Below are 21,882 nucleotides of genomic sequence, written 5' to 3'. Positions count from 1 at the left end.
GGTCGTCGGCCCGCCCGGGGTGAGCGGTGGATTCGGTGCTTCGGTTCAGCGCGCGGGGCGCCACTCGCCGCAGTTCTCCGAGCTGAAGGCGTAGTCGGAGGAGCGGATGGTCACCTGCACCCGTCGGGCGCTGTTCGTGAAGTAGTTGTCGATGGTGTCGCCGGAGCTGTTCTGCCGCTCCCAGTAGCAGCCGTCCACGTCAGTGGTGACGTAGGTGCCGGGCTTGATCTCCTTACCGACGCGAAACGTGCCCTCGCCGAAGATCCGACCCTGGGCTGCCAGGTCCACGTCGACCTGCCCACGTTTCACCGTCTCGCGCCACTTCTTGGCGTACGGGTAGCTGGGGCAGAGGACGAGGGCCGCGTTGATCTCCGGAATCTGCTCACTGCTGGCGGCGAAGCCCGCCTCCACGTACGTGTCCTCGGGGTCGACGGCGGCGCACATCTCGTACAGCGTGGTGATGTCGCCGTCCTCGTACTTCGACGTCTCCAGTGCGCTCTTCTCGGTGTCGGTCACGGGATAGATCTCCGTCTGGGCGTCGCAGGACGTCGGCTTCGCCGCCCACACCTCACTGAAGTCCGGCCGGCCGTCCTTGCCGGGCCGCACTGTGAGCAGCGCATCCCAGTCGTTGCCCGTGTCGCAGGCAAGGCTGACCGGGGGCTGTTGCGGGGTGTTCTTGGGATCGTCGGGATAGGTGTCGCTGGAGTCGGGGATGCCGTCGGCGTCCCGATCCGGCGGCGGGGCCGCAGTCGGCGAGGCGCTGGCGGACGCCGACACGCTCGGGGAAGCCGTCGCCGCCGTGGTGGTGGGGCGGCTGTCGTCAACGCAGCCCGCGAGTGCCGTGGCCAGCAGGGCAGTAGTGAGGAGGGCGCCGGAGGAGCGGACCGTGGGGCGCAGGTGGATGGTCCGGGTGATGGTGTCGTACGGCTGGGAACGGGCCATTGTCGTCTCCGCAGGCAGGGAGGTCCGCGGCCCAGGGCCAGTCGGACGCGTGGTGGGAGTCAGACGCTGTGGAGCTGATGACGCAGACGAATCAGCCAGAGGCGGTCAGGACGATCTACAGGGCTGACTGCCGGTGTGAACAGGTTGGGCTGTGAACAGCCGGGGCGGATCGTCCAGACCCGCCCCGGGATTCGGTGGAGAGGTCAGCTGAGGGCGACGTCGACGCCGCCGGAGAACATCGAGTCGTGCAGCTCAAGCTTGGTGAGCTTGACGTTCTTCGGAATGTCGAAGACCACGACGCCGGTGACCTGGTTGCCGGGGTTGATGTCGTTGAGGAAGGTCTCGGCGTTCTTGTTGGCGTAGATCGCCGCGCCGCTGTCGGCGGAGTACTCGGTGCCGTCGGCCGCGTACGCCTTCTGGCTGCTGCCGTCGAACATCTGCGCTTCCTTGCCGATGTTCTTCACGTTGACCGTGACCAGGCAGAACTGGCCCTGCGCCTTCTGGCCGAGCGGTTCGCTGCCGACCTTGGTGACGCCGCACTTGGACGACTTCACAGTGAACTCGAACTTCCCGTCCCGGGCCGGCTGACCGATCTTGGCGGTCGCAGGCTTCTCCTCGGTCTTGGCGTCGCCCTTGTCGTCGGTGGAGCTGCCCGCCTTGACGTCGCCCTCGTCACCGCTGGAGTTCGCCTTGTCGGCGGCACCGGAGCCGCAGCCCAGGGCGATGAGGCCGGTGGCAATCAGAGCGAGAGTGGTGGTCTTGCGCATCGTTGTCCTCCTGTTGTGAACGTTGCGGGGTCAATAAGATCATCGTCCGACAACACTGTCAACAGACAATCTCGTGCTTGACAGTCGTGCGAGACTTCCGACGTGCAGGAGAACCCGACCATCACGGCAGCGGAGATCGCCCGGCTCGCCGGCGTCGGTCGCGCCGCGGTTAGCAACTGGCGTAAACGGCATCCCGACTTCCCCGCACCGGTGGGCGGGACGACGGCGAGCCCCGAGTTCGACCTGATCCAGGTCGAGCAGTGGTTACGCACCCAGGGCAAGCTCCCAGAGCTGGCCACCGCCGACCGGCTCTGGCGACACCTCGCCGCGGCCAGCGACTCCCCGGCCGCCGGTCTCGCCGCCGTCGGCGCTCTTCTCCTGGCACGTCAACGCGGATCCCGAACCGGCCACCCCGACGCCCATCTCGCGCCGCTGCTGCCCGACATCGATGCCCTCGCCGACGAGTTGGGCTCGCAGGGAGCGTTCGACGAGCTGTGGCAGCGGTTCTCCGCACCCGGGCCCGGCCGCCCCTTCGCCACCCCCGACGACCTAGCCGACCTGATGATCGGGCTCGCCAACGTCGGCGGTGGCTCAGTGCTCGACCCGGCCGCCGGCTCCGGCGCGATCCTGCGGGCCGCCGTCCGCGCCGGCAGCACCTCCGTCTACGGCCAGGAACTCGACGACGACCTGGCCCGGCTCGCCGGACTGTGGCTGGCGCTGCACGACGTACCCGGGGAGGTCAGCGCCGGGGACACACTGCGCGCCGACGCCTTCGCCGGCCGCGCCGTCGACGCCGTCGTCTGCCACCCACCCTTCGGCGCCACGAACTGGGGCGACGAGGAGCTCGGCCACGACCCCCGCTGGATCGTCGGCACCACACCCCGCACCGAACCCGAGCTGGCCTGGGTGCAACACGCCCTCGCCCACCTGCGGGTCGGCGGGCACGCCGTCCTTCTGATGCCACCCACCGTCGCCAGCCGCCGCGCCGGCAAACGGATCCGCGGCGAGCTGCTGCGCCGAGGTCACCTGCGGGCCGTCATCGCGCTCCCGCCAGGGGTGGCGGCGCCGCACGGCGTACCCCTGCATTTGTGGGTGCTGCGACGCGCCGCGACCGACGCGCCGCCACCGGCGCGGGCGCTGCTGATCGACGCCGCCGGTGGCGACCTGACCGACACCGGGCCGCGCGTGCTGGCCGCGTGGCGGGCCTTCGCTGCCGCCCCGGATGGCGATGTCGAGGAGGCCGGTTTCGCCCGCGCGGTCCCGGTCATCGAGCTGCTCGACGAGGACGTCGACCTCACCCCCGCACGCCGGCAACCCGCCGTCGTGGGCGAGGCATCGGGCGAGCATCTGGTACGCACCAGAGAACGGCTGGCCGCCGTCGTGAGGGAGCTGCCGGGGCTGATGCCGCAGGTCACGCCCGCACCCGACGGGCCGGACGGTCTCTTCCTCACGGTGGGGGAGCTGGCGAAGACCGGAGCGCTCCAACTGATCGGCCCGGTCCGTGCTGGCACGTCCGTGCCGGCACCGGACGGGCCACCGGTGCTCACCGTGCAGGACGTGCTCGCCGGGGTGGAGGCGTCGGGGCGGGTCGACGACCGGTTTGGCCAGGAGATTCCCCTCGCGGTGGGAGACGTGGTGGTGCCGATGATCGCGCGGCAGCTCACCGCGCGGATGGTGACCGCTGAAGGGGCGCTCCTGGGGCGCAATCTCTACCTACTGCGGCCGAACGCTACGGCACTGGATCCTTGGTTTCTGGCCGGTCAGCTGCGCACGTCGGCGAACGAGAAGCAGTCGTCGAGCCTCTCGGGGACGATGCGGTTCGACATCCGACGGGCACAGGTGCGGCGCCTGTCGTTGGACGAGCAGCGAGTGCACGGCGACGCCTTCCGACGCCTCGACGCCTTTGAGTCGGCAATCCGGCAGGCCGCCACGCTCGGGGCGGAGCTGGCGCAGCTGACAGCTGACGGGTTGGCGCGAGGGGCCCTGCGGCCAGACGCCGACATGCGATAAAGCAGTGCCTCAACCGTTACGCCCGTGTCCGAGGGTGCTCCCTGGAACACCGAATCATCGATCGGTGACTCAGCCCGAGATCCCTGTCCCACCGCAGCGGGACACCGCCCAGCACGATCGTGGGGCACAGTGGAGGGCTGAGCGGAGCGCCGATGTCGGGGGAGGTCGCGGAGTGCTCGGTCAGGATCCGGACGAGGCCCAGGAGCTGCTGCATTCCTGGACAGCCCAGCTGTCGACACGCGCTCAAGCTGCCGCCGACCTGTCGGAGCGGGTTGCGGCACTGGCTGCGTCGGCAACAGGTGCGGACGGCGCAATCCGGGTGACGGTTGCCGCCTCCGGGGCACTGACGGACCTACGGATGGACGACCGCGTTCAGCGGATGCGCGGCTCCGAACTTGCCAGCATCATCATGGCCACGGTCGCCCGTGCGCAGGCCGGGTTGACCGATCAGGTGATCGTCGCGGTGCACGACACCGTGGGCATCGACTCGGAGACCGGGCGGACGGTCGCCGACACGTTCGCCAAGCGCTTCCCCAAGCCCGCTGACGAGCAGCCCGACCGGTGGGAACGGGGCACCAGCAGTGGCTGGTGACGCGGAGATGCAGATGTCGGTGGCTGCGGTAATGCGGCACGCCGCGACGGTCGACGACGCTGCCGACAAGATGGAGACCGCGCGCGGCGCGGCGGCGTACGTGCAGATGGGCGCGGAGGCGTACGGGCAGATCTGCGGGTTCCTGCCTCGTCTCATCGACACCGTGGCGGACAGGGCGGTGACCGCGCTCGGAGAGTCCGCTTCGGCACTGCGTGAGACGGCAGCCAACCTTCGAACCGCTGCTGCCACGACTGAGGCGACCGACGCGGCGAGCGCACGGCTCCTCAACCGCAGTGGCGGCCGGTTGGGTCTGCCGCTGTGACAGACATGGCGGCCAACCCGTTGGTGGCGGCGCGCCAGGACTCGACCCGGTGGTACACCGGACTCGGGTTGGTGGAGGACGTCGCCGACACGGTGTCGGGCATCGAGTCGGGCAGCTGGATCGACTCGACCATCGGTGGTGTCGCCACGTCGATGGACGCTCTGGCCACCGTGCTCGACCCGTTAGGGTCGCTGGTCAGTTGGGGCGTCGGATGGTTGCTCGAACACGTGAAGCCGCTGTCGGACGCGCTGGACTGGCTGGCCGGCGACCCGGACCAGATCAACGCGTACGCGTCCACATGGCGCAACGTCGCGAAGCAGAGCACCGACGCGGTGGGTGATCTGCAAGCGGCGGTCTCCACGCAGCTCGCCGAGTGGGATGGAGCCTCGGCGCGGGCCTACCGCGAACACATGTCGGGTCAGGTGCGGGCGATGGAGGGCATCGCCCGGGCTGCCGGCGGCATCGCTTCGCTGGTGGAGGGTGCCGGGTTGCTGGTGGCGGTGGTCCGCGAGTTGGTTCGCGACCTGATCGCGGACTTCGTCTCGGTGCTGGCGGTCCGGCTGCCGCTCTGGCTGGCCGAGGCCGGCGCGACGCTGGGCATCGCGACTCCGTTGGTGATCTCCCAGGTGAGCAGCCTGGTGGCCAAGTGGGCGGCACGGATCGGCAAGCTGATCAGCGCGCTGATCAGCAGCCTGCGTCGGCTGACCCCGCTGCTCAGGCGCTTGGGTGACCTGATCGACGAGCTCAATGGCCTGCTGCGCCGGGCTGCCCGCACAGACCCGTCCAACCCGACCCACAGCGGCGTACCCAGTGAACGCACGGGGCCGTGGGGGGACTCGGATCTCGACTCGATGGGACGTCGGTCGGATTGGGCGGATCCTTCCGCGCATCCTCATGCGCCGCCACCGTCGGATGCGAACCTTCCGGCCGGAGATCCGGTCTATCACCGACCGAACAGCACTGCCATCGGCTACGACAGCGCCACGATGCGCAACTTCGACGCCGTGGCGCCGATCCCCGGGCATCACGACGTGGTCGTACACGGCGAACGCACCGGCCTGTTCCGGCCTGGCCTCGTGGGTGCTGACGGTGCCGACCACCCCGCGAACTTCACCCACCCGCAGCAGATCGCCGACGCCATCCGTGCCAACCCGCACTACGACGGCGGCCCGGTGCGGCTGGTGTCCTGTCACACCGGCACAGTTGCCCCCGAGGCCGGCGTGCCACCGGCGGCGCAACAGGTTGCCGACGCCCTCGGAGTGCCAGTGATGGCACCCACCGACGCTGTCGGTGTCGACCGGTATGGTCCCGTGGGGCAGACCCCGATGATCCGGGGTGACGGAGAGTGGAAGATCTTCTATCCGAACGGTGGGCGTTGATGGACGGCGGTCAGTTGAAGGCGGCGGGAATGTTCCGCGAATTCGGGCCGGTCCGCTCCGCCGAACCGCAGGAGAGCATCTTCGACAGCGTCGCCGCCGAGGAACTGCCCGACCTCGCCCAGGTTGTCGGCTATCTGAACTCGGGGCACGTCCTCATCGACGTGATGGATGTCGCCGACGACGCCTTTGACCCGGCCCAGCAGGTGATGAACGGCTCGACCGTCGTGACCGACGGCGACTGGCTTTGGCGGAAGGACCTCGCCTACTACGTGCGGCGTCATCGCGTTGCGTTGCCGGAGGACTTTCTCGCGCTCATCCGCGAGCGTGACTACGTCGTCCCTTCGCGGGGCGTGCCGGAGTTGACGGCTTGTTCGCGGCAGGCGCGCGACCTGATGTTCTGGAAAAGCTGACAAGCCGCCGATTGAGACACGCTTCTAGTCAGAAACCGGACAGACGCGCCGGGCTTCAACGATATACGCGCGGCTGGTGAGCCGGCGCATCCCCAGCTGTTCGACTGCGTCATCAGGGACGAAGGTGGCTAAACGCGGACTCGTCCATCGAGCCGGCATGAAGTACGAATTCAGCGCCTAAGAAGAACCGCCGTTCGGACGCTTCCTCGTAGAAAGTTCAACGTTGTACGGTCATGCGTCCGCCGAGGCGTCCAGACGCGAGAGCGGACGAGCAATGTGGTCGGGTGTCATCGTGAGGGGGACCAATGACGCTGGGCAGAATCGGCGGCTATGAACTGGTCCGGCCACTGGGCTCAGGTGGCATGGGCGACGTGTTCTTCGCGGTGTCGCCGACGGCCGAGCGGGTCGCCATCAAAGTGATCAAGCAGCACCTGATCGAGGCGCCGACGGTGCGTGAGCGATTCGCTGTCGAGGTCGACAGCCTCAAGCTGGTCTTCGGGTCCCGGGTGGCCCGCCTCGAGGGCGCCGACGCGTACGCGAACCCGGCCTGGCTCGCCGTGGAGTACGTCCCCGGTGCCACGCTGCGTCAGCACGTCGACGCCCGGGGGCCGCTCGCCCTGCCGTTGGCCGCGATGGCCGGCGCGATGCTCGCCGAGGGCCTCGCCAAGGTGCACGAGGTCAAGCTGCTGCACCGAGACCTTAAACCGCAGAACATCATCCTCGGCCCCGATGGCCCCAAGCTGATCGACTTCGGGTTGGCGGTGCTGATCGATCGGAACGACTACCTCACCGAGCCCGGCGCGCTGGTCGGCACACCTGCCTACATGTCGCCCGAGCAGGTCAAGGGTGAGCGGAACCTCACCGCGGCGGTGGACGTCTACGCGCTCGCGGCGACGCTGGTCTTCGCGCTCACCGGGCGTGGGCTCTACCCGCCGACCAACTCCTGGAACCTGCTGCTTCGCATCAGCGAGCCGAGCGACCTGCCCGACCTTTCCGAGGTGCCGGCCGAGCTGGTCCAGTTGCTCGGCGCGATGCTCGCCTACGACCCCACGGCCCGACCCGGCCTCAACGACGTTCGCGCCCGGTTGCTCGCGGTCGCCACCGCCACCAGCGGCAAGAGTGTCCTTGCCCTGCGCCAGGAAGTCGCTGAACTCACCTACGACGGTGGCACGGAGTTGCTGGTCCCGCCGGACCTGGATGATCCGCGACAGGACCCGGAGGCCACACCGGTCATCGAGGATGTGGCCCCTCCGAATCCGGCCACGCCCGATCGCCAGCCACCCATCAAGGCGTCCACCGACGTGACGTGGCTGGTCGACAAGGTGCGCCGCCAGTACGCCCGCCGCTCCACCCTGTAGGAAGGCACCACCGATGACCACCACCGAGGTAACGACCTTCGCTCCGGGCTCCCGCATCGTCGTCCGCGACGAGGAGTGGCTGATCCGCAGCGTCAAGACCGGCACCGCGGACGGCACGATGGTGAAGGCGGTCGGCGTCTCCGAGTTCGTGCAGGACGTTGAGGCGACCTTCTTCACCGAGCTTGAGGACATCACGCCGCTGGTGCCCGAGGAGACGGAGCTCGTCCAGGACACCTCGTCGCGGTTCCGGCAGAGTCGCCTCTTCCTGGAGGCGGTGCTGCGGCGTACGCCGCTGCCCCGCACCGAGCGCGGGTTGGCCCTCGCCGACCGGTTCCTGCTCGACCCCTTGACCTACCAGCAGCGACCGGTGGAGCTGGCGCTCTCCGGCCTGCGGCCGCGGATTCTGCTCGCCGACGTCGTCGGCCTGGGCAAGACGCTGGAGATCGGGCTGATCCTCGCCGAGCTGATCCGACGGGGCCGGGGTGAACGCATCCTGGTTGTCTCGCCGCAGCAGGTCCTCGAACAGTTCCAGCGGGAGCTGTGGACCCGGTTCGCGATCCCGCTGGTCCGGCTCGACTCGACCGGCATCCAGCGCATTCAGCAGGAGATCCCGGCCGGACGTAACCCGTTCACCTACTTCAAGCGGGCCATCATCTCGGTCGACACCCTGAAGGACGCCGGCCAGTTCGGCCACCACCTGGACGCCACGACCTGGGACGCGGTCGTCATCGACGAGTCGCACAACCTCATCAACAAAGGCACCCAGCGCAATGAGCTGGCCCGCCGCCTGGCTGCGAAGACCGACGCGCTGCTGTTGGCCAGCGCCACCCCGCACAACGGTGACAAGGAGTCGTTCGCGCAGTTGATCTCGCTGCTCGACCCGGCGGCCATCGCCAACGAGAAGGACTACCAGGCCAGCGACATCGCCCACCTCTACCTACGTCGCACGAAGATCAGCCCAGAGGTACGCGACCAGATCGGCGACCGCTGGGCCGACCGGGGGCCCTCCCAGGCCCTGCACTGCGCGGCGACCACCATCGAGGAGCAGATCTTCGACGAGCTGACCGACGTGTGGTTGGCCGGCAAGTGGACCGACGAGGCGATCACCGGCCAGCACCGACTTTTCCCGTACACCTTGTTGAAGTCGTTCCTGTCCTCGCACCGCGCGCTGCATGAGACGGTGACCAACCGGCGTAAGAAGGCCACTGGCACCGAGCGGGCGGCGCTGGACCGGCTCGCGGAGCTGACCTCGGCGATGACCGACCAGGACTCCAGCAAGCTCCAGAGGCTTGTTGACGAGCTGCGGGATATCGGCGTCGGCAAGAACAGCAGCACCCGGGCCGTGGTCTTCTCCGAGCGGGTGCCGACCATCAAGTGGCTCGCCGAGGTCGTCCCCGGCATGCTCGGCCTCAAGCCCAACGCGATCCGGGTGCTGCACGGCGGGGTGGCCGACAAGGACGAGCAGACGATCCTGCAGGAGTTCGAGCTGGCCGGCAGCGACGTCCGGTTGCTGTTCACCGGCGACGTCGCCTCCGAGGGTGTCAACCTGCACCAGCAGTGCCACCACCTGATCCACTACGACATCCCGTGGAGCCTGATCCGGATCGAGCAGCGCAACGGCCGTATCGACCGGTACGGGCAGAAGCACCAGCCGCAGTTCCGCGCGCTGATCCTCACCTCCGACCGCGAGGACGCCAAGGACGACCGGACGGTCGCCGAGAAGCTGCTCAACCGCGAGGAGACCGCGCACCGCAGCCTCGGCAGCGTCGAGGCCCTGACCGGTCAGTTCGACGCCAAGGCTGAGGAGGACCGGTTGGTCCGGGACCTGCTCGCCGGCAAGTCGGTGGACGAGTCCTACGAGGCCGCCCACGCCGAGGTCGACGTGATGGCCGACCTCTTCGGTGAGGTCGGCACCGCGCCCGTGACGGCGGACGTGCCGCAGGCCCGGGTGCCGAAGCTCTTCGATTCCACCGAGGACTTCGTCGACACGGCCCTCTACGAGATCTACGAGGACCGCCCCGAGGACCACATCGACCTGCGCCGCGAGGACGAGCTGTTGACCTTCCTGGCACCCGACGACCTGGTACACCGGCTCACCGACCTGCCCCGCTCCTACCTGCGCGCCCACCGCGAGGGCGAGGACCTGCGGCTCAAGGTCACTTTCGACCGCCCGCTGGCCCAGCGCAAACTCGACCAGGCCCGGCAGAGCAAGACCCCGATGTGGCCGGACATCGCCTTCCTCAGCGACGTGCATCCGATGGTCGACTGGCTGGTCGACAAGGTTCTGATCCGGCTGGGCCGCCAGCAGGCCCCGGTGCTCACCGCCGACGTGGCCGCGCCGACGTTCCTGATCCAGGGCGTCTACGCCAACCGCCTCGGCCAGCCCACCGTTGTGCAGTGGATGGCCGTCTCCGGTCTCCCTGCGTCGCCGACGATCCGGCCGATGGACGAGGTGCTGCGGGAGGCGAACGTCGGCCCCACGATGGTCAACCGCGCGGAGACCATCGCCATCGACCCACTGAAAGAGCTGCTGCCGGAGGCCGTCCAGGTGGCCCGGCAGCACCTGGAGGGCAAGCGCGACGAGTGGGCCGAGGCGAACGCCGAGCCGTTGCGCAGATACCGCGAGCAGCTGAGCGCCTTCCAACAGGCGAGCCTCCTCGATGAGCTGCCCGGTGCGCATCGGGAGAAGCGACGCCAACGCGTCGACACCACCGTCCAGGAGCAGCACGACCTGCTCGACCGCTTGGAAACCACCGGCGACCCGCTGCTGCGGGTGCTCGCCGTCCTCGTACCGTCGCAGGAGAACGCCGCATGAGCTTCGAGTCGCTGACCAACCGTGGCGAGTACCTCTCCGCGCACTACCTGGCCGAGATCCTGCCCACCACCCTCAAGGGTGGCCTGCTCAAGCAGTGGACCGAGGATGAGAAGTCCGGCCGGGTCACGCCGCGCGCCGGGCTGCGCGGCATGCGCCGGACCTACTTCGACGCGAAGACCGAGCTGACCGACGTCGACTTCTTCGACCCGGAGCGACTGCGCAAGCAGCACCAGGACGTGCTGCGGGCGCTCGGCTTCGACCCGCAGCCGCAGACCATCACCGTCGAGCGCAACGCCCAGGAGTACGAGGTCCACGTCGCGCACGCCGAGCTGACCACCGCGCACGGCATTGTCGCGCTGGACTGCGGCTGGGCGGTCGACACCGAGGCCGCCCAGGACCCGGACGGCGCCGGACGCCTGCTCGACCCGCTCACTCTGTCGAGCACCGAGACCATCGAGACGGGCGCCAAGCTCGCCTCGCTGCTCTTCGCCGCCGACAGCCCGAAGCCCCGCTACGTGCTGATCCTCAGCGGTGGCGTGGTCACCCTCGCCGACCGCACCGTCTGGGGTGAGGGCCGCTACCTGGCGGTCAGCCTCGACACCGCGTACGCCCGCAACGACGACAAGGAACTCGATGTCGTCGCCGCGCTCTTCGGCGCCGACTCGCTGCGCCCACCCGCCGAGGGCGGCACCGAACCCCTCGCCGACCTGGTCGCCGGCTCCCGCCAACACGCCGTCGGGGTGTCCAGCGAACTCCGCGTGGGCCTGAAGGATTCCGTCGAACTCATCGCCAACGAGGTCCTCGACCAGATCCGGCGCGCCGGCTACCAGCCGCAGCAGGTGATGGACCTCGACGAGCTGGCGAAGGAGCTGGGCCGGGAGTCGCTGCGCTACCTGTACCGGATCCTGTTCCTGCTCTACGCCGAGGCCCGCCCCGAGCTGGGCGTGCTGCCGGTCAACGACCCCCAGTACGTTGAGGGCTACAGCCTCGCCCGCCTCGGTGACCTCGTCTCCCGCCGCCTCGCCCCCTCCGCAGAGGACGGCACCCACCTGTACGAGTCGCTCGACCTGCTCTTCCACATGGTCAACGAGGGGCACCGGCCACGCGGCGGCGCGGAGATCGCCGACAAGGCCAGCGAGGGCGAAGGGCTGCGTTTTGAGCCGATGAAGTCGGACCTGTTCCTGCCGGAGAAGACCAAGCTCATCGGCCGGCTGATCCCTGTGCCAGGCAGCGAGCCCGACGACGAGGACGCCCCGAAGATCGACACGCGGCTGCGCAACAAGGTGCTCTACGAGGTGCTGCGCCGGCTGATGCTCACCAAGGGCGGCAAGAAGCGCCGCGGCGGCTTCATCTCGTACGCCCAGCTCGGCATCAATCAGCTCGGCGCGGTTTACGAGGGTCTGATGTCGTACACCGGTTTCGTCGCTACCGAGCAGCTTTACGAGGTCGCCAAGAACGGCGACCCGAAGGACGGCTCGTGGATGATCCCGGCCTCCAAGACCGACGAGTACGACGACAACGTCTTCGTCTACAGGGAGAACGCGTACACCGGCGTCCGTAGCCGGGTCTGTTACGAGGCGGGACAGTTCGTCTACCGGCTCGCCGGCCGGGACCGGCAGACCAGCGCCTCCTACTACACCCCGCAGTCGCTGACCGAGGTCACCGTCCAGCTCGCCCTGAAGTACCGGCTCGACCAGGACGACACCATCACCCCGGCCCGCGAACTGCTGGACTGGACGATCTGCGAGCCGGCGCTCGGCTCCGGCGCGTTCCTCAACGAGGCGATCAACCAGGTCGCCGCCGAGTACCTGCGCCGCCGCCAGAAGGAACTTGAGGTCACCCTCGACCCGGAGCAGTACCACCTCGAACTCCAGCGGGTGAAGGCGTACATCGCCCTGCACAACAGCTACGGCGTCGACCTCAACCGCACCGCCGTCGAGCTGGCCGAGGTGTCACTCTGGCTCAACGTCATGCACGCCGGCCTCCAGGCCCCCTGGTTCGGCCTTCACCTGCAACGCGGCAACTCCCTCATCGGCGCCGGCCGCAAGACCTACACACCGAAGCAGCTCGCCGACAAGTCGTGGCTCACCACCGCGCCGAAGGAACAGCCCTTCCGGGACGGGCCAATCGACGAGGGCACCATCCACCACTTCCTGCTCCCCGCCGACGGCTGGGGAGCGGTCGCGGGGGAGAAAGAGGCCCGCGAGCTGGCGCCGGCCGAGACCGCGAGATTGAAAGCCTGGCGTACGGCGATGAAGCGCACGCCGTCGGCCAAAGGGAAGAACTCGCAGGTCCAGCGCTTGCAGGCGCTCGCTCGACGGGTTGAGTTCCTGTGGGGGCTGGTGCAGCAGCGGCTCGACATCTCCGAGCAGGAGATTCGACGTGATATTGCGGTGTGGGGAGCTGACGACCTGCCTCCGGTCACCGAGGCGGTGCCCCGAGACGAGATCCTCGCCGACCTGACCGCGCCGGGCACGCCGTACTGGCGGCTCAAGACGCTTATGGACGTGTGGTGCGCGCTGTGGTTCTGGCCGCTGGACAAGGTCGGGCTGCTCGACGGCTCCGACCCGGCCTATCCGACCGCACCCGTCCAGGTCTCACACATTAAGGACGAGCCGGCATACGAGGAACCGGTGGTCTACGAGGTGGCGGACCTCCTTGGCAACGTGCTGCCGCAGCAGATGAAGATGCCGACCAAGGCGACCGGCACCCGCCGGATGACCGTGGCGGAACAGCTCCGCCAGCAGGTGCCGCTGTCCAACCTGGACGACTGGCTGACCTTCGCTGAGGCGCTGATCGGCCGGAGCGACGTGGACGAGAACACTGAGCGGTTCTACGGCCGGACGCTCACGAGCCTGAGCGAGATAAGTGACTTCGAGCGGAAGCTCGACGGCGTCATTGGAGTCGACTCACCGTGGACTCTCACGGACCGCTTCCCCTGGCTCCTCGCCGCCGACCAGACCGCCGGCCAGCAGGGCTTCTTCCACTGGGAACTCAACTTCGCCCAAGCGTTCGCCAGGGGCGGCTTCGACCTCCAAGTGGGCAACCCACCTTGGGTGCGTCCTCGTTGGGAGCCGGACGCCGTTCTTGCCGAAATTGAACCATGGTTCAAACTCGTAGACAGAGCGTCGATCGAACAATGGCGTAGGCGGGCAAAGGGTTTGTTCGCTGTGCCAGAGGTATCAACGTACTTCCTGCGCGAGTTCTCAGATAGCTGCGGTACCGTCGCCTTTCTTGGATCTGCTGCGGCTTATCCGCTTCTGGCAGGAACTCAGCCGGACTTGTATCGCGCGATGATGTGTCAGGTGTGGTGCCATTCCAACACGAAGGGCGCGTCTGGGTTGATTCACCCAGATACTCACCTAGGCGGTGTGAAGGAGGGTCGCCTCCGAGCGGCATCATATGCACGATTGCGAGTGCATGGAAGCTTCGTCAATGGGGCTAACTGGGCTTTTGACGATGCGGTTCGGAGTCTTGAATTCGGTGTCCATATTTATGGTACGCCGCAGCGCGTCAGCTTCAAGCACCTTAGCCGATTGTATAGCGCCTCCACGCTCGCGATGTCGATATCACATAATGGTGACGGAGAGCCGCCCAGGTTGAAGTATCGCGGTAGGTGGGATGTTCGCCCGCATCGGTCCCGCGTGCTAGACGTAAACACCGAGTTGTTGAGCGAGTGGCGCTTGCTCAGGGGAGAAGTTGACGCTCCCCTGGAACAGGTGCAGCTCCTGTATCCGATTACCACTCACGAAGCGGGCGCCGTGTCGGCTCTTGCAAGATTTGACTGCCGGTTGGGAGCCAGTTCACTTCAGATTAGTCGGGGCTACGATGAGTCAACGGCCCGGAGAGATGGCTTGATTCGCTGGGACCAGACGTTGCCCGACAGGATCGAGCAAGTTGTACTGCAGGGGCCTCACTTTAGCATTGCTCAACCTGTGGCTAAGCAGCCGCGGATCCCCTGCCGCAACAACCGCGACTGGGACTCCTTGAATCTTGAGTCGTTGCCGCTCGACTTCGTCCCCGTAACTAACTACGTCATGACCGAGGGGGAGGTGTCGAGTCGCTCGGGTCAGGATTCCTGGGACGGCCGTCCTTACACGGATTACTTCCGCCTGGCGTGGCGCCGAATGATTCCGTTTAATACCGAGAGATCGCTCTTTGCTGCCATAATTCCGCCTGGACCGGCTCACGTGAACACTGTTTGTTCAATGGCGCTTTCTGACCGTGAGACCATGGCGCTTACGGCCGGATTTTGGGCCTCGATTCCCCTAGACTACTTCTTGAGGGTTACCGGTCGGTCCGACTTGCACCCTGCAGATGTTCGCTCCATGCCGGCACCTCAAAGGAATAATCCCTTGGCTGCCGCGCTCCTTCTGCGCACGCTTCGCGCCAACTGTGTGACAAGTTCGTACGCTGAGCTTTGGAATGAGCTGTTCAGGGTGGACTGGTTGCATGAAGAGTGGGCTGTGCAATGGGGCTTACAGAATCAGATCGGTGCCGTGCGTCATCATTGGGATCCGACTGTGCCGCTGCGTAGTGAGTATGCGCGACGCGCGCTCCTCGTTGAGATCGATGCTCTAGTGGCTGTGTGGCTAGGAGTCGGGATTGAAGAGTTGATCGCCGTCCTCCGCTCGCGATACTCGATCTTGTCAGAGCGGGAGAATGGGATGTGGTTTGACCGCATGGGTCGCCGCATCGCTGCAGACTCGTACGTATTCGGACAAGGTCAGCGTCAAGAGGACTACGAACTGCTGCTGGCGTACCTGGGTGACCCGGAACGCACTCCCGTGCCGGAGGGATACACAGCGCCCTTCTACAAGGCGGATCGAGAGAACGAGTATCGGCAGGCGCACGCCGTGTTTAGTGAGCGGCTTCAGGATGCGATCGACGCGGGCTGGCAACCGTCGTAGCCCGCGCTACCCCTCTTCCGCTCCGAAGGAGAGTAGATGGCTCCGAGCAACCATCAGAAACACCAGGCTGGACGCTACCTTGCGGTCGCCGAGGCGCTGTTGCACGGCTATTCGGCGAGCCTGCACGGTGCGCAGACCTTCGTGAAGATCAACGGTTGGATGGCTGCTGTGCAGGTCGCCGCGCAGGGCGGATGGATGGTCGCGGACATCGACAGGATGACGGAGATGTCCATTGACCTCTACGTCCTTGTGGACGTGACCGATGGACGCCGCGACTTCTACGTCGTGCCCGGAGACGAACTGCGCGCCGGAGTGCGTGAGCGGCACGAGGAGTTCATGGCGAGCATCGGCGGCGTTCGCCCCCGCAACCCGTACAGCCGGCATACGGCGATCTACCCGACGAACGTGGAGGTGTGGCGGAACCAGTGGTCGCTGTTTGACCAGGCGGCTCAGCCCGCGAGTGGAGAGACGTCCTCCTGACGGAGGGCGTCCGGCAGGTCTGCCGACTGCGCTCCCGTCTGGTGTACGGCTCAGTGCCAAGACTTGGTGAACCCGACAAACGCGCTCCAGGCGGCGGGGGAGAAGGTGAGAGCTGGCCCGGTCGCGTCCTTGCTGTCACGTACGGCCACGAGGCCGGGGTGGTTGTCGGCGATCTCTACGCAGTTGCCGCCGTTGTCGCCGCTGCGGGTGCTCTTGCGCCACCGGGCGCCGGTCAACTCAGCCATGGTGGACCTCTCCGACGATCTTGTTGATCAGATGCCTCGATTGTTGCTCATCGAGGGCCAGCGACGTGAGGCTCGTCCAGACTTCTTCGTAGATAGCGAGTTCGTCCTTGCGGTCGAGGTAGAGCGCCCCGGTAAGCGACTCACTGTAGATGACCGGTGGGTCGGGCTCGACCCGGTTGCGGAGCGGGAATTCCAGCATGACGAAGGGGCCAGCGACCGCACCGAAGTGGAGTCCGGCGCTGAGCGGCAGCACCCGGATCGAGACGTGGGGGAGCGTGCCTGCGGCGAGCAGGTGTCGTAGCTGTTCGGCCATCGTGGCGGGACTACCGACGACCCGTAGGAGAACCGCCTCGGAGAGGACGACCTCGAACTGTGGTGCGGGTGGAAGGCGACGTTCCAGGAGCGCCTGACGTTGCAGCCGGACCTCGACCAGCCGCGCCCGCTCGTCCTGGGAGATTCGCGAGCGATGCTGGTACACGCCGTGGGCGTAACCTCTGGTCTGGAGCAGTCCGGGTATCAGGGTGTCATCGTATTCACGTAGTCGCGAGGCGGCCGATTCCAGGCCGACGTAGAGCTCGAACCAGTCGGGGATGGCGTCGCCGTAAGAGTGCCACCAGCCCTTGGCCTTGGTCTCGTTGGCCAGGGCGGTGAGTGCGCTGGTCAGCTCGGGGCTCGCCCCGTACAGCTCGCACATGGCCTTGGCGTCCACGGCGCGGACCGGGCCGAGGCCGGTCTCGATGCGCCACAGCTTCTGCCGGCTGAACTGCATTGCCTCGGATGCGCCGTCCAGCGTCATCCGGGCCTCGGTGCGTAGGTCGCGCAGCGCCCGCCCGAGCTGCCGTCGCGGCACTGTAGATCCCATGTCGTCGGCCATCCGCCACCCCTCTCCGTGTTGCATGGTGTTACATCCCGACGCCATCTCTGAAACGTGGAACCGTTGCCGTTCGGCCAATCTTCGGCGATGCCACTGCATCAATAGCGATACGCGTCTGACCATACAAGAAACTCCCGACAACAGTCATGTACGCGCAATTCCCACGCGACGATTGTCGGCGTACCAATGGGGGCTCTGTATGTTTTTCAGGGTGATCGGATTTGCCACCGGCTCCGGCGTGTCGGCTGGAGCCGGCGGTCGGGGCGGGGAGTAGCGGTCAGCCGGCCAGCGGGCTGAAGCTGCGGCCGTCGAGCACGTTGATCAGCTCGTCATCGCGGTGCACACCGTAGCCGCGCCGCTGTAGCTCGGCCACCAGCTCCGCCTCATCGTTCAGCGGGATCTCCAGCAGGTCGCCATTGAGTCACCTTCAGCGCCTCCGTTCTCTGTCGTGCGTACCTACCGGCATCATGCGGTTGGTCAGACGTGCACTGTCGCCATTGATCTATTTCGCTGCCTGCCGCATGCTGTGGCGATACGGCGGGAGGTCGGTCAATGACTCTGAGTAGCCATGGCGAGCTGGGTAGTGGCGGCACGTTTACGACTCACCGGTCGAGATGAGGGCGCATGGACAGGAGCGCCCGCACCCGCAGTGCGGCCGAAGTGCGCGGTCCTCGGGGTTCTGCTGAAGCGTACGGCGCCGTGCTGGAGGCAGCTGTTTCTCACTTCGGTGCTTCCGTCGCGCCGATCCTTCAGCGGGGCCTGGCTGCTCGGGAGGACACCTTGCGGGCGCCAATGGTCGAGCTTCTCGCTGCGGCTGGACAAGCGATTGGCTGCCCGGTCAGGGCGCATGGCGAGGTTCGCCTCCCGGACCTTGCTATCCGCCCTGACTATTTGATCGACGTCGACGGAGCCCCGATCGGTTATGTGGAACTCAAGGCGCCGGGCAGGGGGGTTCCCGGCCACGGTTGGCATCCCACGGCCCGGGAGCGTAGGCAATGGGCCCAGCTTCAGTTGCTTCCGAACGTTCTGTACAGCGATGGTCAGTCCTTCGCGGTGTATCGCTGGGGAGAGCTGCAGGGGCCAGTGGCACGGATGGACGGCGACCTGCAGCGGGCCGGCGGGCGCCTTCGGCCCGCAGACGGCAACCTGGCGCTCGTGCTCCACGCTTTCCTTGCGTGGCGTCCACGTCCACATCGCCGCCTCGAACATCTGGTCCGAGACGCGGCACGACTTTGCCGTTTGCTGCGCGACGAGGTGTTGGACACCCTTGGTCAAGAGCGACTCGGTGGGAGGGTGCGGCTCTTCAGCGATCATCTAGCCGACTGGCGCACCTGGCTATTTCCCCACCTGAGCGAGGAGTTGTTCGCGGACGCCTACGCGCAGACCGTCACGTTTGGGCTGCTGTTGGCGCGTCGGTCAGGGATCGAGTTCGAGGGCAAGGAACTGCCGACGCTCGGGCGAGAGCTGGCCAAGAACCACCTGCTCGTCGGGCGAGCGCTGGCTATCCTCACCGAGGACCACGGTGGTCCTAGCATTGAGCAGCGCAGCGTGGCTCTGCAAACGCTGCGGCGCGCCATCGAGGCCAGTGACTGGACAGATTGGCGGACAGACACATCGGACCAGCTGTATGAGCGCTTCTTGGAGTTGTACGACCCAGCGGTTCGACGGGGAAGTGGCTCCTACTTCACGCCGCAGCCCGTGTCGGACTTCATGGTCCAGTTTGTCGACAGCATCTTGCACGACAAGCTGCAACGACGGCTAGGTCTGGCCGACCGCGACGTGGTGGTCGTCGACCCGGCTATGGGCACCGGCACCTTCCTGTTGAGCGTGATTGCACGTGTAGCGACGACGATTGCGGCTGACCACGGGGATGAGCCGGCTGAACTTCGTGCTCTCCTCGGTCGTTTGGTTGGCTTCGAACGCCAGATCGCGCCCTTCGCCGTAGCGGAACTACGGCTGCACCAAGATCTCGCGGCGCGGGGATTGGAGGTTGCCGACGAGAAGGTCAGATTCTACGTCACCGATACCCTGGAGGACCCTGACGTAGAGACGCTTGTTAGCCCGTACGTGTACCGGCCAATTGCTGACTCCCGGGCGCAAGCAATCAAGGTCAAGACCGAGGAACGAGTCATGGTCGTTCTCGGCAACCCGCCCTACCTCGAACGTGCCAAGAATCAGGGAGGGCTCGTACTTGCCAGCAACAAGGGAAAGTCGAGCATGCTCGACGCTTTTCGAGGCACCGGTACCGGCAGGCTCGAGTTCAAATTGCACAACTTGAACATCTACTTTTGGCGCTGGGCCACCTGGAAGGTATTCGAAGCGCATCCTGAGCACCCGGAGGGGATCGTAGCCTTCGTTTGCACGTCGGCCTACACGACCGGACCAGGCTTCGCCGGCATGCGCGAGTACCTGCGACGGCAGGCCGACTGGGGTTGGATCATCGATCTATCTCCTGAAGGGCATCAGCCCGAAGTGCCGACACGCATATTCCCAGACGTGCAGCAGCCATTGTGTATCGGCGTATTCGGACGTGCCAAGACGGCCGATACGGAAACACCCGCCAGGATCCGTTACGTTGCCCTCTCCGGGACCAGGCAAGAAAAATTCAACGCCCTCCAGGCGCTGACTGCCGCAAGCGGTCGGTGGTTGGACTGCCCCACGAAGTGGTCGGCTCCATTCCGTCCCGCGTCGCAGGCCATATGGAACGACTGCATTGCGCTCGCTGACCTGATGCCGTGGCAATCACCAGGCATCAAACCTAACCGAACATGGGTTTACGCGCCGGACGAAGAAACGTTGGCCGAGCGGTGGCGGCGCTTAAGCTTGGCTCCTCTGGCAGAACGACCGGAGCTCATGAAGGAGACTAGGGACAGGGCAATCTCTGTCGCACTCTCGCCGCACTTCGATGGCACAGGCCAGCCCGCGTCACTGGCTGGCGCCATTGATCCTCAGGCTTCCATCATGCGCGTATCGTTCCGGAGCTTCGACCGGCAGTATGTTATTGCCGACCGAAGGGTTGTCGACTTCTCCCGCCCCGATCTCTGGTCTACCTACGGAAAGCATCAGACGTATCTGACCACACTGTTCGCGGAATCGATAACTTCGGGACCGGCCGTCGTTTTTGCCGCCGAGGTGCCGGATACCCACCACTACATGGGCCATCATGGCGGCAAGGTACTTCCTCAATACCGTGACGCCAGAGGTGAGCAGCCCAACATCGCGCCTGGCTTGATCGAGCATCTTTCTTGCCAGTTCGGTAGCCGCGTTACCTGCGACGAAGTGCTCGCCTATATTGCCGCCGTGGCTTCTCATCCCGGCTATCCGATACGATTCCGTGCTGACCTTCGCACTCCGGGAGTGCGGATTCCGTTTACCGTGAACCCTGGCCTTTGGCGTGAAGCAGTCAGGCTTGGTGAGCGAGCAATCTGGCTCCAGACCTACGGTGAGCGTCATATCTCCGCAGCAGCCGGCCGCCCACCTGGACCCCCGCGGGAACTGCGGCCTGACGTCCTCACGCCCATACCAGGCGTGCCGGACCGCATGCCGGAAAGCATCACGTACGACCGGGACAGTTCGACCCTGTATGTGGGTGAAGGAGCCCTCGGTCCCGTTCCGTCAGCAGTATGGGATTACAACGTTTGTGGCACGCAAGTAGTCAAAAAGTGGTTCGACTACCGCTCCAAGCGGCCCCGCGTGCGCAAATCGTCTCCACTGAACGAAATCGTTGCCAGTAAGTGGGACTTCACCGACGACTTGCGAAACCTGCTAGCCGTACTCCATGGATGCGTGCTCCTCGAGCCGCAACAGGACGACGTGCTGAAAGCCATCCTCGATGGACCTCTTCTGAAGGCGACAGAGCTTGAGGACTTAGGCATGCTGCCACCAGCAGATGAAGCGAAACAGCCGATCATCGATGTCCAGCCTCCCCTCTTCCAATGATCGGCTCGGTCGGACCATGTCTCGCGGTCGGAGCCTCCGGCGGCCGTCGATTTCGATGATCCTGAGGACTGACGGCGCGCAGGCAGGGCGCATGCGGCTGCTGGAGGCGGGACGCGAGACTGAGGTGAGCCCGGACCTGGTGCCCGGTGCCCTCGCCCATGACGGCGTCGTCCTAATCCGGCAGGGGTCCATCGCCGAGGTCCGGGCGCTGCTCGACCGCTGGACCGTCCCCGTCGACCATCCGCACCAGGTGGCCGAGGGGCTGACCGTCATCGCACCTCGGATACGTACCGACGAGCAGGACAACGAAGCTGGCTTCACCGATCTGGCCCTGTCGCCGCACACCGATCGCAGTCTGCACGCACGGCCCCCCAGCGTGCTCGCCACCCTCATGCTGACTCCAGCGAGGGCCGGGGGAAGCGCCACACTGGTCGACGGCGCGCAGGTGCTGGCTCTGGTCCGCCAATGTGCCGAAGACAGCGAGATCGCCGGTCTGCGGCTGAGGACGGCAACCGGTCGGCCAGGCCCGGCGGTTGTCGAGATCGGTGGGAGCCACGCCCGCATCCGCTATCGCGACGACCGGATCGCCGGTCCGTACAGCACCGACGGGCGTACGGACGTCGTGGTCGCGATCCGTCGCCTGATCGCTGAGACGGCTCAAACTCTGCACCTGGATGCGGGCGACGGTTACCTCGTACACAATCACCGCTTCCTGCACGGGCGCACGGCCTTCACCGGCGATCGGAGCCTGGTGCGGTTTCTGGCGAGAGTCACCAGCGACCATCCGTACGCCTGGTTGAACCGGGGGTTTTCGATTGCGAGTTCCTAGACCTCGCGCG

15 protein-coding genes are annotated in these 21,882 nt (G+C 66.4%); 11 read left to right on the top strand and 4 right to left on the bottom strand.

Annotated elements, in window-relative coordinates; genetic code table 11:
• Nucleotides 1-45: 45 nt before the first annotated feature.
• Both O7631_RS25310 and O7631_RS25305 read right to left on the bottom strand, forming a co-directional pair.
• Nucleotides 46-942, bottom strand: coding sequence for a hypothetical protein (locus tag O7631_RS25310; RefSeq protein WP_278146549.1), 897 nt, complete (start codon nucleotides 940-942; stop codon nucleotides 46-48).
• 203 nt (nucleotides 943-1,145) lie between these two features.
• Entirely contained in the window at nucleotides 1,146-1,709 is a 564-nt protein-coding gene (locus tag O7631_RS25305) for a DUF4352 domain-containing protein (RefSeq protein WP_278146548.1), read from the bottom strand.
• A 102-nt stretch (nucleotides 1,710-1,811) separates the two neighbouring features.
• On the opposite strand from O7631_RS25305, the gene O7631_RS25300 reads away from it, so the two are divergent.
• The 9 genes from O7631_RS25300 (at nucleotide 1,812) to O7631_RS25260 (ending at nucleotide 15,985) form a co-directional block, all read left to right on the top strand.
• Nucleotides 1,812-3,719 (top strand): N-6 DNA methylase, encoded by a 1,908-nt coding sequence (locus O7631_RS25300; protein ID WP_278146547.1) that lies wholly within the window; start codon nucleotides 1,812-1,814, stop codon nucleotides 3,717-3,719.
• Nucleotides 3,720-3,723: 4 nt separating this feature from the next.
• On the top strand, nucleotides 3,724-4,311 hold the full coding sequence (locus tag O7631_RS25295; RefSeq protein ID WP_347403521.1) for a YbaB/EbfC family nucleoid-associated protein: 588 nt from the start codon (nucleotides 3,724-3,726) through the stop codon (nucleotides 4,309-4,311).
• A gap of 13 nt (nucleotides 4,312-4,324) precedes the next feature.
• Nucleotides 4,325-4,633, top strand: a complete 309-nt coding sequence (locus O7631_RS25290) for a type VII secretion target (protein ID WP_278146545.1) — start codon at nucleotides 4,325-4,327, stop codon at nucleotides 4,631-4,633.
• Nucleotides 4,630-6,012 (top strand): WXG100 family type VII secretion target, encoded by a 1,383-nt coding sequence (locus tag O7631_RS25285; protein WP_278146544.1) that lies wholly within the window; start codon nucleotides 4,630-4,632, stop codon nucleotides 6,010-6,012. The genes O7631_RS25290 and O7631_RS25285 overlap by 4 nt, the downstream gene beginning before the upstream one ends.
• Nucleotides 6,012-6,422, top strand: coding sequence for a hypothetical protein (locus tag O7631_RS25280; protein WP_278146543.1), 411 nt, complete (start codon nucleotides 6,012-6,014; stop codon nucleotides 6,420-6,422). Before O7631_RS25285 ends, O7631_RS25280 begins: the two co-directional genes overlap by 1 nt.
• Nucleotides 6,423-6,727: 305 nt before the next feature.
• Nucleotides 6,728-7,780 carry a serine/threonine-protein kinase gene (locus O7631_RS25275; protein ID WP_269679400.1) on the top strand — a complete coding sequence of 351 codons (1,053 nt, stop codon included), beginning with the start codon at nucleotides 6,728-6,730 and terminating at the stop codon, nucleotides 7,778-7,780.
• A gap of 13 nt (nucleotides 7,781-7,793) precedes the next feature.
• Entirely contained in the window at nucleotides 7,794-10,595 is a 2,802-nt protein-coding gene (locus O7631_RS25270; protein ID WP_278146542.1) for a helicase-related protein, read from the top strand.
• Nucleotides 10,592-15,505: a class I SAM-dependent DNA methyltransferase gene (locus O7631_RS25265; RefSeq protein ID WP_278146541.1), complete on the top strand. Its 4,914-nt coding sequence runs from the start codon at nucleotides 10,592-10,594 to the stop codon at nucleotides 15,503-15,505. Before O7631_RS25270 ends, O7631_RS25265 begins: the two co-directional genes overlap by 4 nt.
• Before the next feature lie 36 nt (nucleotides 15,506-15,541).
• On the top strand, nucleotides 15,542-15,985 hold the full coding sequence (locus O7631_RS25260) for a hypothetical protein (protein WP_278146540.1): 444 nt from the start codon (nucleotides 15,542-15,544) through the stop codon (nucleotides 15,983-15,985).
• Nucleotides 15,986-16,035: 50 nt separating this feature from the next.
• Here the strand turns inward: O7631_RS25260 and O7631_RS25255 are convergent, their stop codons facing one another.
• A complete protein-coding gene (locus O7631_RS25255; RefSeq protein ID WP_278146539.1) occupies nucleotides 16,036-16,230 on the bottom strand; it encodes a DUF397 domain-containing protein in 195 nt (64 codons plus the stop codon).
• The gene (locus O7631_RS25250) at nucleotides 16,223-17,104 is read right to left on the bottom strand and encodes a helix-turn-helix transcriptional regulator (RefSeq protein ID WP_278146538.1); all 882 of its coding nucleotides are present in this window, start codon (nucleotides 17,102-17,104) and stop codon (nucleotides 16,223-16,225) included. Before O7631_RS25250 ends, O7631_RS25255 begins: the two co-directional genes overlap by 8 nt.
• A 624-nt stretch (nucleotides 17,105-17,728) precedes the next feature.
• On the opposite strand from O7631_RS25250, the gene O7631_RS25245 reads away from it, so the two are divergent.
• Nucleotides 17,729-21,043 carry a type ISP restriction/modification enzyme gene (locus tag O7631_RS25245; protein ID WP_278146537.1) on the top strand — a complete coding sequence of 1,105 codons (3,315 nt, stop codon included), beginning with the start codon at nucleotides 17,729-17,731 and terminating at the stop codon, nucleotides 21,041-21,043.
• Complete coding sequence (locus tag O7631_RS25240) at nucleotides 21,018-21,872, top strand: TauD/TfdA family dioxygenase (RefSeq protein WP_278146536.1); 855 nt, start codon at nucleotides 21,018-21,020, stop codon at nucleotides 21,870-21,872. The genes O7631_RS25245 and O7631_RS25240 overlap by 26 nt, the downstream gene beginning before the upstream one ends.
• Nucleotides 21,873-21,882: the final 10 nt, after the last annotated feature.

Origin of the sequence: Micromonospora sp. WMMD967 (genome assembly GCF_029626165.1) — a bacterium.
Classification (GTDB): domain Bacteria; phylum Actinomycetota; class Actinomycetes; order Mycobacteriales; family Micromonosporaceae; genus Micromonospora; species Micromonospora taraxaci.
This window is presented reverse-complemented; position numbering and strand designations above follow the sequence as displayed.

Coding starts and splice junctions, on each gene's coding strand:
- O7631_RS25310 (WP_278146549.1), bottom strand. CDS start 942: ATGGCCCGTTCCCAGCCGTACGACACCATCACCCGGACCATCCACCTG.
- O7631_RS25305 (WP_278146548.1), bottom strand. CDS start 1,709: ATGCGCAAGACCACCACTCTCGCTCTGATTGCCACCGGCCTCATCGCC.
- O7631_RS25290 (WP_278146545.1), top strand. CDS start 4,325: ATGTCGGTGGCTGCGGTAATGCGGCACGCCGCGACGGTCGACGACGCT.
- O7631_RS25280 (WP_278146543.1), top strand. CDS start 6,012: ATGGACGGCGGTCAGTTGAAGGCGGCGGGAATGTTCCGCGAATTCGGG.
- O7631_RS25275 (WP_269679400.1), top strand. CDS start 6,728: ATGACGCTGGGCAGAATCGGCGGCTATGAACTGGTCCGGCCACTGGGC.
- O7631_RS25270 (WP_278146542.1), top strand. CDS start 7,794: ATGACCACCACCGAGGTAACGACCTTCGCTCCGGGCTCCCGCATCGTC.
- O7631_RS25265 (WP_278146541.1), top strand. CDS start 10,592: ATGAGCTTCGAGTCGCTGACCAACCGTGGCGAGTACCTCTCCGCGCAC.
- O7631_RS25260 (WP_278146540.1), top strand. CDS start 15,542: ATGGCTCCGAGCAACCATCAGAAACACCAGGCTGGACGCTACCTTGCG.
- O7631_RS25255 (WP_278146539.1), bottom strand. CDS start 16,230: ATGGCTGAGTTGACCGGCGCCCGGTGGCGCAAGAGCACCCGCAGCGGC.
- O7631_RS25250 (WP_278146538.1), bottom strand. CDS start 17,104: ATGGCCGACGACATGGGATCTACAGTGCCGCGACGGCAGCTCGGGCGG.
- O7631_RS25245 (WP_278146537.1), top strand. CDS start 17,729: ATGGACAGGAGCGCCCGCACCCGCAGTGCGGCCGAAGTGCGCGGTCCT.
- O7631_RS25240 (WP_278146536.1), top strand. CDS start 21,018: ATGTCCAGCCTCCCCTCTTCCAATGATCGGCTCGGTCGGACCATGTCT.